Here is a 20,845-nt window from a genome sequence, read left to right as displayed (position 1 = left end):
GCAGAATGGCACGGGACGCGTCCGTCTGAAATGACAGAGTTCCCTCATTTACGGACTTTAACGTCAGTGCGTCAGGCGCTCCACCGCGATCGCAGTGGCTTCGCCGCCGCCGATGCAGAGCGCCGCCACGCCACGCTTGAGGTTACGCGCCTCGAGCGCATGCAGCAGCGTCACGATCAGCCGTGCGCCGGTGGCACCGATGGGATGGCCGAGCGCGCAGGCGCCGCCGTTGACGTTGAGTTTGTCGCGGGGAATGCCGAGATCGCGCTGCGCCGCCATCGCCACCACGGCGAAGGCTTCGTTGATCTCGAACAGATCGACATCGTCGGCGCTCCATCCGACCTTGTCGAGCAGCTTGCGGATCGCCGGGATCGGCGCCGTGGTGAACCATTGCGGTTCCTGGCTGTGGGTGGCGTGGCCCTTGATCTCGGCGAGAGCCGGCAGGCCGCTGCGATCGGCGAGCGAGCGCTTCGCCAGTACCAGCGCAGCGGCGCCGTCGGCGTTGGCGGAGGAGGCCGCCGGCGTGATGGTGCCGTTGGCGCGGAACGCCGGCTTCAGCCCGGGGATCTTTGCGGGATCGACCTTCAGCGGATGCTCGTCATTGGCGACGATGCGGGGGCCGGCCTTCTCGCTCAGCGTGATCGGCGCAATCTCGGCCTTGAACGCGCCGCCCTCGACCGCCTTGCGCGCGCGGCTCAACGTTTCCATCGCATAGGCATCCTGGTCCTTGCGGGTGAACTGATAGGCTTCGGCGGTGGCCTCGCCGAAATCGCCCATGGAGCGGCCGGTCTCGTAGGCGTCTTCGAGGCCGTCTATCATCATGTGGTCGATGATGCGGTCGTGGCCGGCGCGATAGCCGCCACGCGCCTTGGCGAGGAGATACGGCGCGTTGCTCATGCTCTCCATGCCGCCGGAGACGACGATCTCGGCCGAGCCGGCGCGAATGATGTCGTGCGCCAGCATGGTCGCTTTCATGCCGGAGCCGCAGACCTTGTTGACGGTGGTCGCGCCGGTGGCGTCGGGCAGGCCGGCGGCACGCGCAGCCTGGCGCGCCGGGGCCTGGCCCTGGCCCGCGGGAAGGACGCAGCCCATGAAGACCTCATCGACCTTCTCCGGCGCAAGCTTGGCACGCTCGAGTGCCGCGCCGATCACGTGCGAACCGAGCTTGTGTGCGGGAAGCGGCGACAGCTCGCCCATGAAGCGGCCGAGCGGGCTACGGACGGCGGAGACGATGACGACGGGATCGGCGGCTTCGGCCATGGGGGAGACTCCCTAAGATGTCGGAGATGTAAGATTATGGTCATCATATGATGCGACGCAAAAAATGCAACCGCGTCCGGTATGACAAAATCTTGTGGTTCGCATGAGATTTGTTCGTGCGAACGGAAGACGTTGTCCCACAACTTGTTGTCATCGCCCGCAAGCGGGCGATCCAGTACGCCGAGGCGGTTGTGATTGAACCGATGGCGCGCGGAGTACTGGATGCCCCGCCTTCGCGGGGCATGACACCGTTGCTGGTGGCCCTACCGCTTCCGATTCACAAACGCGCCCATCAGCCGCGTCGGCTCGTCCGTCAGGAACGACTCGCCGAACACCTTCACGCTCAAATTCACCGACTCGGTCAGCGGCAGCTCCTCCCATTGCCGCAGTAGTGCTTTCTGCGAGCGCAGCGCCTCGGGGCCGCATTCGAGAAGGGCCTTCACGAGGTGCTCGATTTCGGCATCGAGCCCACCTTCGGGCGCGACCTTGTCGACCAGTCCCCATGCCAGAGCCGTCGGCGCGTCGATGTTCTCAGCGGTCATCACCAGCCAGCGCGCGCGGGCCCAGCCGATCAGACGCGGCAGCAGCGCGGCATGGATCACCGAGGGAATGCCGACGCGCACCTCCGGCATGCCGAAATGCGCATCATGGGCTGCGATCCGGAAATCGCAGGCGGCAGCGACTTCGAGCCCACCGCCAAGACACCAGCCGGGCATGCGCGCGATCATCGGGGCCGGGAAAGTGCGCACCGCTTCGCAGAGATCGCGCAGGCGGCTGATGAAGGCTTCGGCGGACTTCTGGTCGAGCCTGGCCATCTCCTTGATATCGGCGCCGCCGATCATGCTCTTCTCGCTCTGGCCGCGCAGCACCACAACCCGAATGCTGCGGTCGGACGAGAGCTGCTGCAAGCCTTCGCGCATCGCATCGGTGACGGGCGAGCCCAAAATGTTCAGCGAGCCGGCGTTGCAGATGGCGACATGAACGACTCCGCGCGCATCGCGCGTCACGCCGCAGTGGTGGTTGAGCATTTCCATGAGAGGATCTCTTAGTTTCGTAGACGTGCGAATACGCCGGTCAGGTCACACTTCCGAGCCGAAACGCATTGCTTGTCAAGCGGGCGGGAAGCAGTTGCCAGCGCGAAGTCCGCAGCATAGTATGATGGAAATCATACCAAGAGGCCACGATGACCAGCAACGATCAACTTGACCTGTTTTCGCCTGCGGGTCGGCGCGAGCGGGTGGTGGAGTGGCAGGTGCCTGCGCCGGTTGCGAAAGTGGCGATGGGCCTGTCAGGCATGGATGCGATGCTGGGCATCCGCGACGGACGGTTGCCGCCGCCACCTTTCGCCAGGCTGATCGGCTTCGTCATGGCCGTGGTCGAGCCGGGCCGGATCGTCATGGAACTCGAGCCGCGCGAGGATCTCGAGAACACCATCGGCCTCCTGCACGGAGCCACAGCTGCCGCGCTGATCGACACCGCCATGGGGTGTGCGATCTCGACCCGGCTGGAGCCCGGGCAGGGCTCCGTCACCCTCGATCTGAAAATGACCTTCCTGCGTCCGCTCTCGGTCCGGTCCGGGCTGATCGCCGCCGAAGGCAAGGTGATCAAGCTGGGACGCCGGACCAGCTACACCGAGGGTTTCGTCCGCGACGGTAAGGGGGCGCTTGCGGTGCACGCAACGGCGACCTTTTCCATGATCGGCAACAATTTTACCGGGAATTAATGCGCCGTCCGCCCGATATCCGTGTTATTAGATGACCTCCGACATCCAATGAGATCCGCATGCGCTATTCCCGGGAACACAAGCAGGAAACCCACGACCGCATCGTGAAGAAGGCTTCCGTGCGGCTGCGCGAAAAGGGCGCCCACGGCATCGGTGTCGCCGACCTGATGAAGGAAGCGGGCCTGACCCATGGCGGCTTCTACGCCCATTTCGATTCCCGCGAGGCGCTGGTGATCGAGGCGTTCGACTACGCCATGGATCGCTCGATGGAGCACTGGCGCAAGCAGTCCGATCAGGTCGCGCCGGAGAAGCAGCTCCCCCAGATCGTCGAGACCTATCTCTCGACGGTGCATCGCGACAACCCCGGTCACGGCTGCTCGATCCCCGCGCTCGGCGCCGAGATCGCCCGCGAGAGCCCGAAGACGCGAAAGGCCTTTGCCGGCAAGCTCGACGAGATGATCGAGATGATCACGGACTTCATCCCGAATCTGCCGCGCAAGGCCGCGCGCAAGCAGGCGATCGCGACGCTGGCGACGATGGCCGGCACCATGTTGCTCGCGCGCATCGCCGGCTCGAGCGAGCTGTCGGACGAGGTGCTGAAGACGGGCAAGGACAGCGCGCTCGATGGCGCGCGGCGTGAGCCGAAGGTGGCGGCTGCGAAGAAGCCGAAGCAGAGTTAGGCCGAGGTTTCGGTGAGCGTTGGACGAAATTGATGGGTTACGCCGAGCAGATGCGCTTTGCGCATCTGCAGAGCTAACCCACCCTACGAAGTCCGCCCCGCAAACAGCGCCCGCTCGCGCTCCACAATCTCGGAAATATAATCTGCCACCGCGCGAATCCGCGCCAGGTCCTTGCTGTCGGCGTGCATCAGCATCCAGAAGGTGCGGGTGATCGAGACCTCTTCCGCCAACACCGCAAGCAGCTGCGGATAGTCGGCCGCCATGAAGTGCGGCAGGACGGCGATACCGAAGCCGGCGAGCGTGGCATTGAGTTGTGCGATCAGATTGGCGCTGCGCAAGCGTGCGGAGATCTTCGGCGACACCTGCGGCAGATAGTCGAGCTCGGGCGTGAACAACAGCTCCTCGATATAGCCGACGAATCGATGCTGCGGCAGGACCTCGCGCGAGGTGATTTTCGGGAAGCGGTCGAGATAGGCGGGCGCGGCATAGAGTCCGAGCCGGTAGTCGAGCAGCTTGCGGCCGACGATGCGGCCTTCCTTCGGCATGGTCAGGCTGATGGCGATATCGGCCTCGCGCTTGGAGAGGCTGAACAGCCGCGCGGTGGCCACAAGTTGCAAATCGAGATCGGGATACCGGTCGGCGAACTGAGCGAGCCGCGGCGCCAGGAACGCGGTCCCAAAGCCGTCGGGGGCGCCGATCCGCACCGTTCCGGTCAGCCGCGCCACGGAGCCACCGACCTGCTCCTGGTTGGCGACGATGGTCGATTCCATGGCTTCCGCGCTGTCGGCGACGCGCTGGCCGGCCTCTGTCAGCAGGTAGCCGGTCTTGCGCCGGTCAAACAGCTTGGCCGAGAGGTGCTTCTCCAGCCGGTCGACGCGGCGGATGACGGTAGCATGGTCGACGCCGAGCTGTTTTGCCGCAGCCGAAACCGAGCCGCCCCGCACGATGGCCAGCACGAAGCGGAAGTCGTCCCAGTCGATAGCGCCTTGATCCAGCATTTTCGCACATCTATGGTGCATTATCTCAGACTTGAATCCTATAAAATGCAGGTCGATAGGATTTGTCAAAGCGTTCAAGCTTGCCTTAAGGAGACCATTCCATGCGTTCAGTCGGACATTTCATTGGTGGCAAGGAGGTCAAGGGCACCTCGGGCCGCACCGCCGACGTTTTCGAGCCGATGACGGGTGACGTCCAGGCCAAGGTGGCGCTGGCGTCCAAGGCCGAGGTCCGCGCCGCCGTGGAGAACGCCCGCGCCGCGCAGCCGGAATGGGCCGCGACCAACCCGCAGCGCCGCGCCCGCGTCATGATGAAATTCGTCGAGCTGGTGCAGCGCGACTACGACAAGCTCGCCGAGTTGCTCGCTCGCGAGCACGGCAAGACCGTTCCGGACGCCAAGGGCGACATCCAGCGCGGCCTCGAAGTCGCGGAATTCGCCTGCGGCATCCCGCACCTGATGAAGGGCGAATACACCGAAGGCGCCGGCCCCGGCATCGACATCTACTCCATGCGCCAGGCGCTCGGCGTCGTCGCCGGCATCACGCCGTTCAATTTTCCGGCGATGATCCCGATGTGGAAGTTCGCTCCCGCGATCGCCTGCGGCAACGCCTTCATCCTGAAGCCGTCGGAGCGTGATCCCGGCGTGCCGATGATGCTTGCCGAGCTGATGATCGAGGCGGGCCTGCCGGCCGGCATCCTCAACGTCGTCAACGGCGACAAGGAAGCGGTCGACGCCATCCTCGACGATCCCGATATCAAGGCCGTCGGCTTCGTCGGCTCCACGCCGATCGCACAGTACATCTACGAGCGCGCCGCCCAGACCGGCAAGCGTTGCCAGTGTTTTGGTGGCGCGAAGAACCACGCCATCATCATGCCGGATGCCGACATGGACCAGGCGGTCGACGCACTGATCGGCGCCGGCTACGGTTCGGCCGCGCGAACGCTGCATGGCCGTGTCTGTCGCGGTCCCCGTCGGCAAGTCCACTGCCGACCGCTTGATGGAAAAGCTGATCCCGCGCGTCGAGTCGCTCAAGATCGGCACTTCGATCGATCCATCCGCCGATTACGGTCCGCTGGTGACGCGCGAGGCGGTCGAGAAGGTCAAGGGCTATATCGACATCGGCATCAAGGAAGGCGCGACGCTCGCCGTCGACGGCCGCGGCTTCAAGATGCAGGGCTACGAGAACGGCTTCTATCTCGGCGGTTCGCTGTTCGACAACGTCACCAAGGACATGCGGATCTACAAGGAAGAGATTTTTGGCCCCGTGCTCTCGGTCGTGCGCGCGCACGATTACAAGGAAGCGCTGGCGCTGCCGTCGGAGCATGATTACGGCAACGGCGTTGCGATTTTCACCCGCGACGGCGATGCCGCGCGCGATTTCGCGGCCAAGGTCAATGTCGGCATGGTCGGCATCAACGTGCCGATTCCGGTGCCGATCGCCTATTACACCTTCGGCGGCTGGAAGAAGTCGGGCTTCGGCGATCTTAACCAGCACGGTCCGGATTCGGTCCGCTTCTACACCAAGACCAAGACGGTGACCTCGCGCTGGCCGTCTGGCGTCAAGGAAGGCGCGGAGTTCTCGATCCCGCTGATGAAGTGATCTCCTCGGCCGTCATTGCGAGGAGCGCAGCGACGAAGCAATCCAGTATCTTTCCGCGGAGGCGGTCTGGATTGCTTCGCTTCGCTCGCAATGACGAGTAAGAAATGAGCAGCCCATCATGCAGTTCGCTCTGAACGAGGATCAGATCGCGGTTCGCGACATGGCGTTGGCGTTTGCGGCGGAAAAGATCGCGCCGCACGCGCTTCGTTGGGACGAGGAGAAGCATTTTCCCGTCGAGGTGATGCGCGAGGCCGCCACGCTCGGCATGGGCGGCATCTACATCCGTGACGATGTCGGCGGTTCCGCCATGTCGCGGTTCGACGCGGCGCTGATCTTCGAGGCGCTGGCGACCGGCTGTCCGACCACCTCGGCCTTCATCTCCATCCATAACATGGCGTCCTGGATGATCGATGCCTACGGCAGCGACACCCAGCGCCACACATGGTTGCCCAAGCTCTGCACCATGGAGCTGATTGCGAGCTACTGTCTGACCGAGCCCGGCGCCGGCTCGGACGCGGCAGCGCTCCGCACCCGTGCCGTGCGCGAGGGCGATCATTACGTCCTCAACGGCCAGAAGCAGTTCATCTCCGGTGCCGGCGGCACGGACCTCCTGGTCGCGATGGTGCGGACCGGCGCCGACGGCCCGGGTGGCATCTCGACGCTCGTGATCGACGGCAAGACGCCGGGCGTCTCCTTCGGCGCCAATGAGCGCAAGATGGGCTGGAACGCGCAGCCGACCCGCGCCGTGATCTTCGAGAACGCGCGCGTTCCGGTTGCCGCTCGCTTGAGCGAGGAGGGCGTCGGCTTCAAGATCGCGATGGCGGGCCTCGACGGCGGCCGTCTCAACATCACGGCCTGCTCGCTCGGCGGCGCGCAGACCGCACTCGACAAGGCGCGCGCCTACATGAAAGAGCGCAAAGCGTTCGGAAAACGTCTCGACGAGTTCCAGGCGCTGCAGTTCCGTCTTGCCGACATGGCGATCGAACTCGAGGCCGCGCGCACCTTCCTGTGGCGTGCCGCCGCCGCGCTGGATCGCAAGGACCCCGACGCCCCCATGCTCTGCGCGATGGCCAAACGCTTTGGCACCGATGCCGGCTTCGAGGTCGCCAACCAGGCGCTCCAGCTTCACGGCGGCTACGGCTATCTCAGCGAATACGGAATCGAGAAGATCGTGCGCGATTTGCGCGTGCACCAGATTCTCGAAGGCACCAATGAAATCATGCGGCTGATCGTGGCGCGCAAATTGATCGAGGGCGCCCGATGAGTGGAGTGGAGGAGGGCGATCTCGTCGCACGGGTCGAGGGCTCGGTCGGATTTATCAGGCTCAATCGCCCGAAGGCGATCAACGCCGTGACGCTGGAGATGTTTCGCGACATCGACAGGGCGCTCGACCGTTTTGAGGCCGATCCAGCCGTTGCCGTGATCGTGCTGGAAGGTGCCGGCGAGCGCGGCCTGTGTGCCGGCGGCGACATCCGTGCGCTCTGGGAGAGCTCCAAGGTCGACGGCGACCTCGGCAAGATCCTGTGGCGGGAAGAGTACATCCTCAATGCCCGGATCAAGAAATTCCCGAAACCCTATGTCGCCTTCATGGACGGCATCGTGATGGGCGGCGGCGTCGGGCTTTCGGCGCATGCGAGCCATCGAATCGTGACCGACCGCACCAGGCTCGCGATGCCCGAGGTCGGGCTCGGTTTCTTTCCAGACGTCGGCGGCACCTGGCTGTTGTCACGCGCGCCCGGCGAGATCGGCACTTATTTCGGCTTGACCGGCCAGACTATGAACGGCCCCGATGCGATCCACGCCAGGTTTGCCGACGCGGTGGTTCCGGCTGCCAAATGGCCCGAGTTGCGAGACGCGCTGACCAAGGTTCGCCAGGGTGTCACCGCGGCCCATGTCAGCAAGCTCATCAACGGATTTGCGACGGGGGAGACGGCGGGGCCGGTCGCCACAAAGGAACCGGCGATCGACGCACTGTTCGGCTTCGACCGCATGGACGACATCCTTGCCGCGCTGAAGCGCGACGGTTCCGAGTTCGCGCTGGCGACATTGAAGACACTCAACGAAAAATCGCCGCGCGGCATGGTGGTGACGCTGAAGCTGCTACGGCTCGCGCGCACCGCGTCGAGCCTCGAAGAATGCCTGGTGCGCGAATATCGCGCTGCGCTGGAAGTTTTCCGCAGCGACGACTTTCGCGAAGGCGTGCGCGCCGCCGTGATCGACAAGGACCGCAATCCGACCTGGTCGCCGTCGCGGATCGAGGACGTCACGGCGGACATGCTTGCGCACTATCTCGCCGAGATCGGCGCCGACGAATTGAAGTTCAACTAACAACGTCTTTGCAAGCGGAGGAAACCAAGATGGCCACGATCGCATTCATCGGTCTCGGCAACATGGGCGGCCCCATGGCCGCCAATCTGGTCAAGGCCGGCCACAAGGTCGTTGCTTTCGATCTGGCCGAGGCCTCCCGCAACCAGGCCAAGGCCGACGGTGCCGGCATCGCCGAGAGCGCCGCGGGCGCGGTGAAAGACGCCGATGTCGTTGTCACTATGCTGCCGGCCGGCAAGCATGTGCTCGGGGTGTGGGGCGAGGTCGTGCCCGCGATGACCAAAGGCGCGTTGATCATCGACTCCTCCACCATCGACGTCGAGAGCGCGCGGCAGGCGCATGCGCTCGCGGCCAAGCACGGCGTGCTTTCGGTCGACGCGCCGGTCTCCGGCGGCACCGGCGGCGCCAAGGGTGCAACGCTCACCTTCATGTGCGGCGGCGAGGACAACGCGTTTGCAGCGGCAAAGCCCGTGCTGGAGAACATGGGCAAGAAGATCGTGCATTGCGGCGGCGCCGGCGCGGGCCAGGCGGCAAAAATCTGCAACAACATGATCCTCGGCATTTCCATGATCGCCGTGAGCGAGGCGTTCGCGTTGGCCGAGAAGCTCGGGCTCTCGCACCAGGCGCTGTTCGACGTCGCTTCGACCTCGTCGGGCCAGTGCTGGTCGCTGACGACCTATTGCCCGGTGCCCGGGCCGGTGCCGACCTCGCCCGCCAACAACGACTACAAGCCGGGCTTTGCCTCGGCACTGATGGTGAAGGACCTGACGCTGGCGCAGGACGCCGCCAAGGCCGCCGGCGCGGCGACGCCGCTCGGCAAGCATGCGCAGGAGATCTATCAGTCATTCGACGCAGCCGGCCAGGGCGGGGTGGATTTTTCCGGAATTATCAAGCACGTTAGGGGGCTGGCCGGGAAAGCTTGATGACGACATTTCAGGAAGCGCGCGCGTTTCTGCTTCATAACCGCACGGACTACGAGACAGCGGTCAAGGGCTTCCGCTGGCCCGATCCTGTTCCCTTCAACTGGGCACTCGACTGGTTCGACGCCGAGCTGGCGGCGAATGCGGACAGCAAGGATCGTCCTGCGCTCTGGATCGTCGATGCCGCGCAGGACCGGCAGACCAAGCTCTCGTTCGGAGCGTTGTCGCGCCGCTCCAACCAGGTCGCGAACTTCCTTCGTGCACAGGGCTTGAAGCGCGGCGATCATCTCCTGCTGCTGCTCGGCAATGTCGTTCCGCTGTGGGAGACGATGCTGGCCGCGATCAAGCTCGGCGTCGTCGTGATTCCCGCGACAACGCTGCTCACCGCCGACGAGCTGCGCGACCGGCTCGATCGCGGCCAGGCGAAGGCGGTGGTGGCAGCGCAAGACCAGGTTGCGAAGTTCGCAAGTCTTGGTGCCGACAATATCGTCCGCATCGTCGTGGGCGAAGCCTCCGATGGCTGGCTTTCCTATGATGACGCGGCAAAGGCGTCGGAGAGTTTTGCAGCGGACGGTCCGACCAACGCTGACGACCCGATGCTGCTCTATTTCACCTCAGGCACGACCGCAAAGCCAAAACTGGTGCGGCACAGCCAGCGCAGTTATCCCGTCGGCCATCTCTCGACCATGTACTGGATCGGGTTGAAGCCTGGTGATGTCCATCTCAACATCTCCTCGCCCGGCTGGGCCAAGCACGCCTGGAGCTGTTTCTTCGCGCCGTGGAATGCGGGCGCGACCGTGTTCGTGGTCAACCAGCCGCGCTTCGATGCCAAGGGGCTGCTGGCCACCATCGGCCGCTGCGGCGTCACCACGCTGTGCGCGCCGCCGACGGTGTGGCGGCTGTTCATCCAGGAGAACTTGGCCTCGTTCAAGGTGGCCTTGCGCGAGGTCTGCGGCGCCGGCGAGCCGCTCAATCCGGAAGTAATCGATCAGGTGCAGGCCGCCTGGGGGCTCACCATCCGCGACGGGTACGGCCAGACTGAAACGACGGCGCTCGCCGGCAACTCGCCGGGGCAAAAGATCAAGGTCGGCTCGATGGGCCGGCCGCTGCCGGGCTATCGCGTGCAGGTCAGCGACGCCGATGGTCATCCGGCCAAGGAGGGCGAGGTGGCTCTGGTGCTCGGCGAAAGCCGCCCCGCCGGCCTGATGCAGGGCTATCAGGGCGACAACGGTGGGCGGTCCGGCGCCGAAGGCGAGCTCTATCGCAGCGGCGACGTCGTGTTCGAGGACGACGATGGCTATCTCACTTTCGTCGGCCGGTCCGACGACGTGTTCAAATCCTCCGACTACCGCATCAGCCCGTTCGAGTTGGAGAGCGTGTTGCTCGAGCACGAGCTCGTCGCGGAAGCCGCCGTGGTGCCAAGCCCGGATCCGATCCGGCTCGCGATTCCCAAGGCTTTTGTGCTGCTGACCTCCGGCGCGGAGCGCTCGCCGGAAACTGCGCTCTCCATCTTCAGGCATCTGCACACGCGCCTTGCGCCGTTCAAGCGCATCCGCCGCCTCGAGATCGTCACGGAGCTGCCGAAGACGATCTCGGGAAAGATCCGCCGCGTTCAGCTCAGACGTCTCGAGCGCGACGACGACCGCAACGATCCCCTGCGCGGCCGGGAATTCCGCGAAGAGGATTTTCCGGAGCTGGCGAAAACACGGAGTGAGAATTAAGTGAACGAAGTCTGGAAGAAGCCGCCGATTTCCTTGGACGCCTATCAGGCCATGGTTGGGAAGGAGATCGGCGTGTCGTCGTGGCACCTGGTCGATCAGCCCCGCATCGACACCTATGCCGACGTGATCGAGGATCATCAGTTCATTCACGTCGACCCGGAGCGTGCGAAGAAGGAGACGGCGTTCGGCACCACCATCGCGCACGGCTTCCTCACGATGTCGCTGCTGTCGATCATGTCCTACGAGGTGATGCCCGTCATCGCGGGTACGACGATGGGGGTCAATTACGGTTTCGACAAGCTGCGTTTCATCTCGCCGGTGCGTTCGGGAAAGCGCGTTCGCGGCCGTTTCGTGCTGGCGGAAGCCAAGCTGCGCAAGCCGAATGAATTGCAGTCGCGCACCAACGTCACGGTGGAGATCGAAGGCGAGGACAAGCCCGCGCTGGTCGCGGAGTGGCTGGGATTGATCTATTTCGCCTGAGTGGGCCGTCGCTGCCGGGCTTGACCCGGCAGCCCATCGCTGCTCAAAAGTTGTTCAAATCGCGCTCGGTGCACCCTCTCCCCTTGCGGGAGAGGGTGGCGAAATCGAGCGGAGCGAGATGAAGCCGGGTGAGGGGTATCTCTCCACACGCTCATCTGCCGAGACAGACCCCTCATCCGGCGCCGTAGCCAACGCTACGCGTTGGCGTTTTAACCAGGAACGGCGGCCGTTGGCCGCCTATGCCACCTTCTCCCACAAGGGGAGAAGGAAGAAGAAGCAGGAACTGCACTCATGGCAATCAGGTTCGACGGACGCGTCGCTATCGTCACCGGCGCGGGCAATGGTCTGGGGCGCGCGCATGCGCTGGGATTGGCAAGCCGCGGCGCCAAAGTCGTGGTCAACGATTTCGGCGGCGCGCGCGACGGCAGCGGCGGCTCGCTGTCGCCGGCGGAGACCGTGGTCGAGGAGATCCGTAAAGCGGGCGGCATCGCCATGGCCGACGGCGCCGACGTCTCCAATTTCGAGCAGGTCACGGCGATGGTCGAGCGCGCCACCAAGGAGTGGGGCAGCGTCGACCTCTTGTGTGCCAATGCCGGCATTTTGCGCGATAAGTCGTTCGGGAAGATGGAAGCGGCCGATTTCCAGAAGGTGCTCGACGTGCACCTCGTCGGCACCTTCTATTGCTGCAAGGCGGCCTGGGCCGGCATGCGCGATCGCAACTATGGCCGCATCGTGCTGACGACGTCGTCCTCCGGCCTCTACGGCAATTTCGGCCAAGCCAATTACGGTGCGGCCAAGTCCGGCATGGTCGGCCTGATGAACGTGCTGGCGGAAGAGGGCCGCAAGACCGACATCCGCGTCAACATCATCTCGCCGACAGCTGCAACCCGCATGACGGAAGAGCTGCTGCCGCCGCAGGCGCTGCAATTGATGAAGCCGAACGCGATCACGCCAGCGGTCGAGTACATGCTGAGCGAGGACGCGCCGACCCGCACCATCATGGGCGCTGGCGCCGGCTCGTTCGCGGTGATCAAGATCGTCGAGAGCGAAGGCATCAACCTGCCGGAGTCCGAGTGGACCCCGGACGCGGTCGCGGCGCATTTCGCAGAGATCAGCGACATGTCGAAGGCGAAGGCGCTGCAGGGGGCTTTCGAGCAGACGCAGAAATACGTGGCGCAGGCGGCTGCGCGCGCCGGGGTGAAACTCTGACAGCCGTCGCCGTCATCGGCGCCGGTCCTGCCGGGCTGATGGCGGCCGAAGTGCTCGCGCAGGGCGGTGCTCGTGTGACCGTCCACGACGCCATGCCGTCCGCGGGCCGCAAATTCCTGATGGCCGGCCGCGGCGGTCTCAACCTCACCCACAGCGAACCGCTGCCGCAGTTCATGGTGCGCTACCGCGAGGCAGGGCCGAGACTACAGGCTGCGATCGAAACGTTTTCGCCTGACGCACTGCGCGCCTGGAGCGAGGCGCTGGGCGAGCCGACTTTTGTCGGCTCCAGCGGGCGTGTGTTTCCGAAAGCGTTCAAGGCATCGCCCTTGCTGCGGGCTTGGCTGCGGCGCCTCGATGCTGCTGGCGTGCGCTTTGCCTTTCGCCAGCGCTGGATGGGCTGGGACGGGGAAGGGCGACTGGTCTTTGACACATCCGGCAGCGGCGCCACGGTCGCCGCGGATGCCACGGTGCTGGCACTCGGCGGCGCAAGCTGGCCGCGATTAGGCTCCGATGGCGGCTGGACGACGATCCTGGCCGACAAAGGCGTTGCGATCTCGCCGCTGCGGCCAGCGAACTCCGGCTTCACCGTGGACTGGTCCGAAATCTTCCGCACACGCTTCGAAGGCCAGCCGCTCAAGGGCATCACGCTGTCCTTCGGCCCACACCGCGCGCGCGGCGAGGCCATGATCACAAGCGGCGGGATTGAGGGCGGGGCGATCTATGCTCTATCGGCCGAACTGCGCGAGGCGATCGCGGCGAGCGGCGAAGCGGTCCTGCAGGTCGGTTTGCGGCCGGATGTCGATCATGGCGAACTCGTCAAGCGCCTGTCCGCCTCGCGCGGAAAGCAATCATTCTCCAACTTCCTGCGCAAGGCTGCGCAGCTGCCGCCCGTTGCGGTAGGGCTGTTGCAGGAAGCGGCCATCGGTGCTCGCCAATCGTTATCGGCAATACCGGCTGAACAATTGGCGGAGCTCATCAACGCCGTGCCGGTCAAGCTCACGAGCGTCGCGCCGATTGCGCGCGCGATCTCCAGCGCCGGCGGGATTTCCTTCGACGAGCTCGACGCCGACTTCATGATCCGCAAGCTGCCGGGCGTGTTCGCAGCCGGTGAGATGCTGGACTGGGAGGCGCCGACGGGGGGCTATTTGCTCCAGGCCTCGTTCGCGACGGGAGCTGCGGCGGGTAGGGGCGTATTGCGACGGCTCGCCAAATGGTCCTGACCATCCACATCATGACGTCCCGGTCCGGGTTGCGAGATCCGTGAGGAGGCCGAGCACGCCGAAGCTTGCCGCCACTGCGCAGACCATGGTCCAGCCGCCAAAACTCCAGGCCAGCGATGCCGCCGCCGCGCCGATGCCACCGCCGATAAAGAACAGCGCGACGAACAGGCCGTTCATGCGACCGCGAGCCTCGGGGCGCAACAGGTTGATGGCGCGGCGGCCCAGCGTCTGGTCGGTGGTGATGCCGACGTCGAGCAGGATCGTGCCGAGGCTCAGGACCAGCAGACTGGTGATCTGGGAGTCCAGCATGCCCGCCCAGGCGCAAAGCGCGAGCGAGCCGATGATGAGCAGATGGGCGGCAAAGAACATCGGCCGCGCCCGGCCCTTGTCGCCCCAGCGGCCGGCCATTGGTGTCGCCGCGGCGCCCGCGACGCCGATCAGTGCAAAAGCGGCAACTCCCTTGGCATCGAGATCGAACGGCGCCTCCGGCACCCGCAGCGCGACCGCCGACCAAAACGCCGTGAAGGAGGCCATGACAAGCGACGCGGTCCAGGCCCGCACGCGCAGCACCGGCTCTTCGCGCAGCAGTCTTGGAAAGGACAGCAGCAACTCAGTGTAGCTCGTGCGTGCCGTCGGTCGAAGGGTTGGAAGGTAACGGGCGAGTGCGCCGGCAAGCAGAGCCATCAAAGCGGCAGAGACGACATAGTAGGCACGCCAGCTCCAGAGATCTGCAATCAGGCTCGCCGCAGGTCGTGACAACAGGATGCCGATCATCAATCCGCCCATCACCTCGCCGATGGCCTGGCCACGGCGATCCGGCGCCACCATGGATGCGACCAGCGGAACCATCATCTGGATCGCCGCGCAGCAGGCGCCGAGGATGAAGGTGGCGAGCAGCAGGAGCGAGGGCGTCGGCGCGAGCGCCGTCGCGAGAGCGGCGAGGATCGCGCAGCCGAGTGTGCGGAGGATGACAAGCCGGTTCTCGACCAGATCGACCAGAGGTACGAGCAGCAGCAGGCCGAGTGCGTAGCCCAGCAAGGTCAGCGTGCTGATCAGCCCCGCCTGCCACGCCGGCATGGACATCGACCGGCCGATCAAGCCGAGCAGGATCTGCGGCGCGAACAAATTGGTGACGACGACACCGGCAGTGATCGCACCGAGCCAGATCAGCGGCCGCTCGGCGATCTGGTTTCGGGACGCAGGCCTGGTGGTTTCGGAGATAGTCATGGGACCTCGCAGCTGTGGCGCGGGACCCTTTAAGCGGGGACATCAATATGCTACAATTCAAATAAGCCTATAAAGAATATGCGAGTTTGTTATGAATACCCATGACCTTGTCGCTTTCGTCGCCGTCGTCGAGACCGGATCGATTGTCGCAGCTTCGGCGCGTCTGAATCTTACCCAGCCCGGCGTGACCCGACGTATCCAGAATCTCGAGGAGATGTTGGGGGCGCAGCTTCTGGACCGGCTCTCGAAGCCCCTGAAGCCGACAGCGGCGGGCCATGAGGCCTACGAGCAGGGCAGGCGTCTGCTCAGGATGCTGGACGACCTCAAGTCGGGCGTCGCCAACGACGGAATGGTCCGCGGCGAGTTCAGGCTCGGCCTGACGCCGTTTCTCTCCGAAGCGGGCCTGACCGCACCACTCGATGCGGTGCGCGCCGAATTTCCCGCGCTGGCGGTGCGGGTGGTCTCCGGTTGGTCGCCGAACCAGCTCGAGCGTGTCTGCTGCAACGAGCTCGATGCAGCCGCGATTTGTCTCCCCGACGGTGCAGTGCCGCCCGCCGATCTCGCGGCCGACGATCTCGGCGCGCAGCCCGTCGTCTTCGTCGTCGCACGTGAGATGAAGATCCCGCGCACCGTCGACCTGGAACGGCTGTCCCAATTGTCGTGGGTAATCAACCAGGACGGCTGTGGATTTCGCGATACGCTGAAGCGGAAATTCGATGCCTCGCATCTGCCGTTCAACATCGCCGTCGAGGCGTTGGACAGTGAGCTTCGCCTGTCGCTGGTGTCGCGTGGCCTCGGCGTCGGGCTGGTCACCCCGATTGCCCTGAAACGCAGCGCATTTCGCGACAGGCTCAAGCCGGTCGCTGCACGCGACTTCAAACCCGCCGTGCGCGCATGGGTGGTGCATCGCGCTCCCGCCGGTCGGCTGGAGCGGCCGATCAAACTCTTTCGCGACGGATTGGTCCGGGAACTCCAGGCGCTGGTCGGGGGCTAGCTACCTCAGCTTCCCCCGTGCCGCGATCGGCAGCGTGCCGATGATCTCCTCGCCGCGCACCATCACCACTTCGTCCATCATGTTGACGACGACGCAGACATGATTGGGCACGACCCGCACGACGTCGCCGACATTGGGCCGGGTGTTGCTGCGGGAGAGATCGAGGAAGCCGTGCTCCTCGGCGAAGCGCGCGATCTTGGCTTCGGGGTGCTCAAGGATCAGGCCGTGGCCGTCGAGGCCGCCGGTATCCGTGGTCAGCGTCTTGGAGCCGGCATCGAGGATGCCGCGCTCGGGCGCGGCACGGCTCACCACTGTCGAATAGATGTGAAGCGCGCAGTCGTCCCAGGTGGCGGAGCCGGCGGCGACCTGCATGCGGTCGTTGTAGATGTAGGTGCCGAAGCGGTGCTCGGTGCCGCCCTTGAGCTTGCCGAGATTCTTCAGGTTCGGCGTGCCGCCGGTCGAGACGATTTTTGCATCCAGCCCGTGCGCGCGCACGCCGGCCAGAGCTTCGTCATAGAATTTTTGCGCATCCGCCCAGCCAGTCTCGGTCGGATACATCATGAAGCCGGCGAATTGCAGTCCCTTGGATGCAGCAATCTCCTGCGCCAGGGCAATGGCCTCGGCGGGCGTCTCGACGCCGGCGCGCTTGCGGCCAGTATCGCATTCGACCACGACCGACAGCGGTCGGCCAGAGGCCGCAGCGGCCTTGGGCAGGCCGGCAACGACGGTCGAATTGTCGGCGGCGACCGTCATGTTCGCCTTTGCCTGCAGCGCCCCTAACCGCGCCATCTTCTCTTCGCCGAGCAGGTTGTAGCTGATCAGGATGTCGTCGACACCGGCATTGACCATGATCTCGGCTTCACCGAGCTTCTGGCAGGTGATGCCCTTGGCACCGGCAGCGATCTGCATCTTCGCGATCGTCGGGTTCTTGTGCGTCTTGATGTGGGGACGGTTGGCGATCCCGGCGTCATCGCAGGCCTTCTGAATCCGCGCGATGTTGCGCTCGACCTTGTCCATGTCGATGACAGCGCAGGGGGTGCCGTATTCGCGGGCGATTTTGGCGGCGAGGGTCGTTGTCATGGAAGTCTCTGAGTTGGCGCGCATTCCGTTTGCAAAAGCGGTGTCCACTTTTGCGAAATGCACGCTAGGCCTGTTCAATCTCTTCGCGCCGCACTTCGAGCTCCAGCCATTTGTCTTCGGCCTCCGCCAGCTCCTTTTGCGCCTTCGTCAGAGCATCGGAGGCCTGGTCGAAGCGCTTGCGATCCTTGCGGAAGAGATCGGGGTCGTCAAGGAAGCGCTGCTGCTTGGCGATCTCGGCTTGCAGCTTGGCGATGGTCTTGGGCAGCGTCTCCAGCGCGTGTTGCTCGTTGAAGGTCAGCCGTCGTCTCGCGACGCCGGAAGGCGCGGCTGATCGCTGTTCTCTTGTCTCTTCGACGGCCTTCGCTGTCGCGCGCTTCACGTCGGCGCCGCGCTGGGCCAGCATGTCGGTATAGCCGCCGGCATATTCGAGCCAGCGTCCATTGCCCTCGGGCACGATCACGGAGGTCACGACGCGGTCGAGAAAATCGCGATCGTGGCTGATCAGGATCACGGTGCCCTCGTAGTCGCTGAGCATTTCCTCGAGGACGTCGAGGGTCTCCAGGTCGAGGTCGTTGGTCGGCTCGTCCAGCACCAGGAGGTTGGAGGGCTTTGCCAGCGCGCGTGCCAGCATCAGCCGGCCGCGCTCACCGCCCGACAGCACCTCCAGCGGCGTGCGCATCTGTTCCTGGGCGAACAGGAAGTCTTTCATATAGCTCACGACATGCTTCGGTTTGCCGCCGACCATGACATGGTCGCCGCGGCCGCCGGTCAGCGCCTCGGCCAGCGTCGTCTTCGGATCGAGACTTTCCCGATGCTGGTCGAGCGTCGCCATCTCGATGTTGGCGCCGAGCCGTATGCTGCCGCTGTCCGGTGCGCTGCCGCCGGTCAGCATCTCGATCAGCGTGGTCTTGCCGGCGCCGTTCGGGCCGACGATGCCGATGCGATCGCCGCGCTGGACGCGGATCGAGAAGCCGTCGACGATCTTCCGCTCGCCATAGGACCGGCTGATGTTCTTGGCCTCGATGACGAGCTTGCCGGATTTGTCGGCCTCGGCAGCCGCGAGGTTGGCGTTGCCCGTCGCGCCGCGATGGGTGCGGCGCTGGTCGCGCAGCGCGTGGAGATTGCCGAGCCGCTTGACGTTGCGCTTGCGGCGGCCCGAGACGCCGTAACGCAACCAGTGCTCCTCGTTGACGATCTTGCGGTCGAGCTTGTGCTGGTCGCGCTCTTCCTCCGCGAGCACCTCGTCGCGCCAGGCCTCGAAGGCGCTGAAGCCCCGGTCGATCTGCCGGATCTGGCCGCGGTCGAGCCAGGCGGTGCTGCGCGAGAGATTGCCCAGGAAGCGCCGATCGTGGCTGATGATCACCAGCGCGCAGCGGCGGCTTTCCAGTTCGCCCTCCAGCCATTCGATGGTCGGAAGATCCAGATGGTTGGTCGGCTCGTCCAGCAGCAGGATGTCGGGCGAGGGCGCCAGCACGCGTGCCAGCGCGGCGCGGCGCGCTTCGCCGCCGGAGACATGCGCCGGATCTTCTTCGCCGCTGAGACCGAGCTGCTCGACCAGATAGCGCGCCTGATAGTGGTCGTCGCCGGCATTGAGGCCGGCCTCGACATAGGCCAGCGTGGTGGAGAAACCGGAAAAATCCGGCTCCTGCGGCAGGTAGCGGATGGTGGCGCCGGGCTGAACGAAACGGCTGCCGCCATCCGATTCGACCAGGCCGGCGGCGATCTTGAGCAGCGTCGATTTGCCGGAACCATTGCGGCCGATCAGGCAGACGCGTTCGCCGGTCGAAACCGACAGTTCGACGCCCGACAGGAGCGGCGTGCCGCCAAAGGTCAGCTTGATATCGCGCAGTTGAATCAGCGGTGGCGCCATGCGGTGTCTCAGTCCTGTCTTGTTGCGGCCTGGTCGGCGCGGCGGCGCTGAATGCGGCGGATGGTCTGGTCGAGCGTCGACAGAAACGTCGAGCGGTCGCGCGGCGAATATGATTTCGGACCGCCGGTGACTTCGCCGGCCGAGCGCAAATCGGTCATGAGGTTGCGGACCGCGAGCGTCATCCCGATCGATTCCTCGGTGAACGCCTTGCCGTTGGATGCAATCACATCGGCGCCGGCCTTCACGCAGCGACTCGCGAGCGGAATATCCGAGGTAATGACGATATCGCCGGGCCCGGCGCGTTCCGCGATCCAGTCATCGGCCGCGTCCATGCCGGCACCCGCGGCGACCCGCTCGATCAGCGGATCCTGGGGCACGCGGATGAAATTGCCCGCGACCACGCTCACGGGCAGGCCGTGTCTGCCGGCGACGCGATAGATCTCGTCCTTCACCGGACAGGCGTCGGCGTCGACATAGATGCGGGTGGTGTTTTGAGGGTTCGTCATTGTCCGTAGATGGGGCTTGCGAAGCGGTTCCGCAGCAGCCGCGTGGTACCCCATTCGGGCCGCAAAGGCGAGGGGATTGACCCCGGTTCCTCAGGGCCTACGATCGGCCCGAAACAACAAGAATTTGGGAAAGCCAAGCCATGCCGAACCGGCTCGAAACCTATCGCGTCGAGGCCTACAACACGGCCAAGCAATCCGAAAACAAGATGCATGACGATGCAGTGGCGCGCCGCTTCGGCTTTTCCGGCGGGCTGGTCCCCGGCGTCGACGTCTTCGCCTACATGATGCATGTGCCGGTGGCGCGCTGGGGCCGCGATTTCCTGTCGCGCGGGCTGATCGAGGCGCGTTTCATCAAGCCTGTCTATGACGGCGAGACCGCCGACGTCGATGCGACCGAGCACAACGGCCTGCTCACGATCGAGGTGTTCAGCCGCACCGAGCTCTGTGCCACCGGCACGGCATCGCTGCCGGCGATTGCGACTGCGGTGTCGTTGAGCGACTACATCGCAGTCCCGGCAGTCGCGGAGCGCAAGCCGGTCAGCCCGGCAACATTCGAGACGGGCAAATGGCTCGGTACGACGCCGCGCCGCTGGGCCGGGCAGGATGCCGCCGACTATCTCGCCGACATCCGCGAGGCCGATCCGATCTTCGCGCGCGAGGGGCTCGGCCACCCCGGCCTGATCCAGCGCGTCATGAATCGCGTGCTGGTGGACAACACCATCCTCGGCCCGTGGATCCATGTCGGCAGCCGTATGCAACTGCTGTCAGCCGCACACGCCGGTGACGAGATCAGCGCGCGGGCAAAAGTCACCGCGAACTACGAGAAGAAGGGCCACCGCTTCGTCGAGCTCGACGCGCTGGTGGTCGCCAACGGCACGACGCCGCTGGCGCACTGCCAGCACACCGCGATCTACCAGCCGCGCGAGCAGGCGGCGGCGTAGGCGGTAGGTAAGGGGCACATCATCACCACATCGTCATGCCCGGGCTTGTCCCGGGCATCCACGTTCTTGATGCCTCACGGCGTGGATGGCCG

18 protein-coding genes and 1 pseudogene are annotated in these 20,845 nt (G+C 65.0%); 12 read left to right on the top strand and 7 right to left on the bottom strand.

Going from position 1 to position 20,845, the window contains the following annotated elements:
- Positions 1 to 63: 63 nt before the first annotated feature.
- Complete coding sequence (locus ACVIN2_RS05245; protein WP_456764757.1) at positions 64 to 1,260, bottom strand: acetyl-CoA C-acyltransferase; 1,197 nt, start codon at positions 1,258 to 1,260, stop codon at positions 64 to 66.
- Between the two features lie 263 nt (positions 1,261 to 1,523).
- On the bottom strand, positions 1,524 to 2,294 hold the full coding sequence (locus ACVIN2_RS05240) for an enoyl-CoA hydratase (protein WP_456764756.1): 771 nt from the start codon (positions 2,292 to 2,294) through the stop codon (positions 1,524 to 1,526).
- A 149-nt stretch (positions 2,295 to 2,443) separates the two neighbouring features.
- Here ACVIN2_RS05240 and ACVIN2_RS05235 point away from each other — a divergent pair, with 149 nt between their 5' ends.
- Together ACVIN2_RS05235 and ACVIN2_RS05230 are read left to right on the top strand one after the other, a co-directional pair.
- Complete coding sequence (locus ACVIN2_RS05235) at positions 2,444 to 2,983, top strand: PaaI family thioesterase (RefSeq protein ID WP_456764755.1); 540 nt, start codon at positions 2,444 to 2,446, stop codon at positions 2,981 to 2,983.
- A 59-nt stretch (positions 2,984 to 3,042) separates the two neighbouring features.
- Positions 3,043 to 3,663, top strand: a complete 621-nt coding sequence (locus ACVIN2_RS05230) for a TetR/AcrR family transcriptional regulator (RefSeq protein ID WP_456764754.1) — start codon at positions 3,043 to 3,045, stop codon at positions 3,661 to 3,663.
- 83 nt (positions 3,664 to 3,746) lie between these two features.
- Here ACVIN2_RS05230 and ACVIN2_RS05225 read toward each other — a convergent pair whose 3' ends face one another.
- On the bottom strand, positions 3,747 to 4,661 hold the full coding sequence (locus ACVIN2_RS05225) for a LysR family transcriptional regulator (protein WP_456764753.1): 915 nt from the start codon (positions 4,659 to 4,661) through the stop codon (positions 3,747 to 3,749).
- A gap of 101 nt (positions 4,662 to 4,762) precedes the next feature.
- Between ACVIN2_RS05225 and ACVIN2_RS05220 the strand changes: the two are divergent.
- The 8 genes and pseudogenes from ACVIN2_RS05220 to ACVIN2_RS05185 all read left to right on the top strand — a co-directional run bounded on the left by ACVIN2_RS05220 (position 4,763) and on the right by ACVIN2_RS05185 (position 14,135).
- Positions 4,763 to 6,260 (top strand): annotated as a pseudogene (locus tag ACVIN2_RS05220) (CoA-acylating methylmalonate-semialdehyde dehydrogenase).
- A 118-nt stretch (positions 6,261 to 6,378) separates the two neighbouring features.
- Positions 6,379 to 7,524, top strand: coding sequence for an isobutyryl-CoA dehydrogenase (locus ACVIN2_RS05215; RefSeq protein WP_456764752.1), 1,146 nt, complete (start codon positions 6,379 to 6,381; stop codon positions 7,522 to 7,524).
- Positions 7,521 to 8,588 (top strand): enoyl-CoA hydratase/isomerase family protein, encoded by a 1,068-nt coding sequence (locus ACVIN2_RS05210; RefSeq protein WP_456764751.1) that lies wholly within the window; start codon positions 7,521 to 7,523, stop codon positions 8,586 to 8,588. The genes ACVIN2_RS05215 and ACVIN2_RS05210 overlap by 4 nt, the downstream gene beginning before the upstream one ends.
- Before the next feature lie 29 nt (positions 8,589 to 8,617).
- The gene (mmsB, locus tag ACVIN2_RS05205; RefSeq protein ID WP_456764750.1) at positions 8,618 to 9,508 is read left to right on the top strand and encodes a 3-hydroxyisobutyrate dehydrogenase; all 891 of its coding nucleotides are present in this window, start codon (positions 8,618 to 8,620) and stop codon (positions 9,506 to 9,508) included.
- Positions 9,508 to 11,226, top strand: coding sequence for an AMP-binding protein (locus tag ACVIN2_RS05200; RefSeq protein ID WP_456764749.1), 1,719 nt, complete (start codon positions 9,508 to 9,510; stop codon positions 11,224 to 11,226). Before mmsB ends, ACVIN2_RS05200 begins: the two co-directional genes overlap by 1 nt.
- Positions 11,227 to 11,706 carry a MaoC family dehydratase gene (locus ACVIN2_RS05195; RefSeq protein ID WP_007609115.1) on the top strand — a complete coding sequence of 160 codons (480 nt, stop codon included), beginning with the start codon at positions 11,227 to 11,229 and terminating at the stop codon, positions 11,704 to 11,706.
- Between the two features lie 291 nt (positions 11,707 to 11,997).
- Positions 11,998 to 12,915 (top strand): SDR family NAD(P)-dependent oxidoreductase, encoded by a 918-nt coding sequence (locus ACVIN2_RS05190; RefSeq protein WP_456764748.1) that lies wholly within the window; start codon positions 11,998 to 12,000, stop codon positions 12,913 to 12,915.
- On the top strand, positions 12,912 to 14,135 hold the full coding sequence (locus ACVIN2_RS05185; protein WP_456769646.1) for an NAD(P)/FAD-dependent oxidoreductase: 1,224 nt from the start codon (positions 12,912 to 12,914) through the stop codon (positions 14,133 to 14,135). The genes ACVIN2_RS05190 and ACVIN2_RS05185 overlap by 4 nt, the downstream gene beginning before the upstream one ends.
- Positions 14,136 to 14,144: 9 nt before the next feature.
- Here ACVIN2_RS05185 and ACVIN2_RS05180 read toward each other — a convergent pair whose 3' ends face one another.
- Positions 14,145 to 15,362 carry an MFS transporter gene (locus tag ACVIN2_RS05180; RefSeq protein WP_456764747.1) on the bottom strand — a complete coding sequence of 406 codons (1,218 nt, stop codon included), beginning with the start codon at positions 15,360 to 15,362 and terminating at the stop codon, positions 14,145 to 14,147.
- 91 nt (positions 15,363 to 15,453) lie between these two features.
- On the opposite strand from ACVIN2_RS05180, the gene ACVIN2_RS05175 reads away from it, so the two are divergent.
- A complete protein-coding gene (locus tag ACVIN2_RS05175; protein WP_456764746.1) occupies positions 15,454 to 16,356 on the top strand; it encodes a LysR family transcriptional regulator in 903 nt (300 codons plus the stop codon).
- Here the strand turns inward: ACVIN2_RS05175 and ACVIN2_RS05170 are convergent, their stop codons facing one another.
- The 3 genes from ACVIN2_RS05170 to ACVIN2_RS05160 form a co-directional block, all read right to left on the bottom strand.
- On the bottom strand, positions 16,357 to 17,436 hold the full coding sequence (locus ACVIN2_RS05170) for an alanine racemase (RefSeq protein ID WP_456764745.1): 1,080 nt from the start codon (positions 17,434 to 17,436) through the stop codon (positions 16,357 to 16,359). It abuts the gene before it with no gap.
- A gap of 64 nt (positions 17,437 to 17,500) precedes the next feature.
- Positions 17,501 to 19,306: an ABC-F family ATP-binding cassette domain-containing protein gene (locus ACVIN2_RS05165; protein WP_456764744.1), complete on the bottom strand. Its 1,806-nt coding sequence runs from the start codon at positions 19,304 to 19,306 to the stop codon at positions 17,501 to 17,503.
- An 8-nt stretch (positions 19,307 to 19,314) separates the two neighbouring features.
- Positions 19,315 to 19,812, bottom strand: a complete 498-nt coding sequence (locus ACVIN2_RS05160; protein WP_007609125.1) for a YaiI/YqxD family protein — start codon at positions 19,810 to 19,812, stop codon at positions 19,315 to 19,317.
- 140 nt (positions 19,813 to 19,952) lie between these two features.
- Here ACVIN2_RS05160 and ACVIN2_RS05155 point away from each other — a divergent pair, with 140 nt between their 5' ends.
- A complete protein-coding gene (locus ACVIN2_RS05155; protein ID WP_456764743.1) occupies positions 19,953 to 20,753 on the top strand; it encodes a hypothetical protein in 801 nt (266 codons plus the stop codon).
- Positions 20,754 to 20,845 lie beyond the last annotated feature (92 nt).

Source organism: Bradyrhizobium sp. USDA 3650, assembly GCF_054057395.1.
This window is presented reverse-complemented; position numbering and strand designations above follow the sequence as displayed.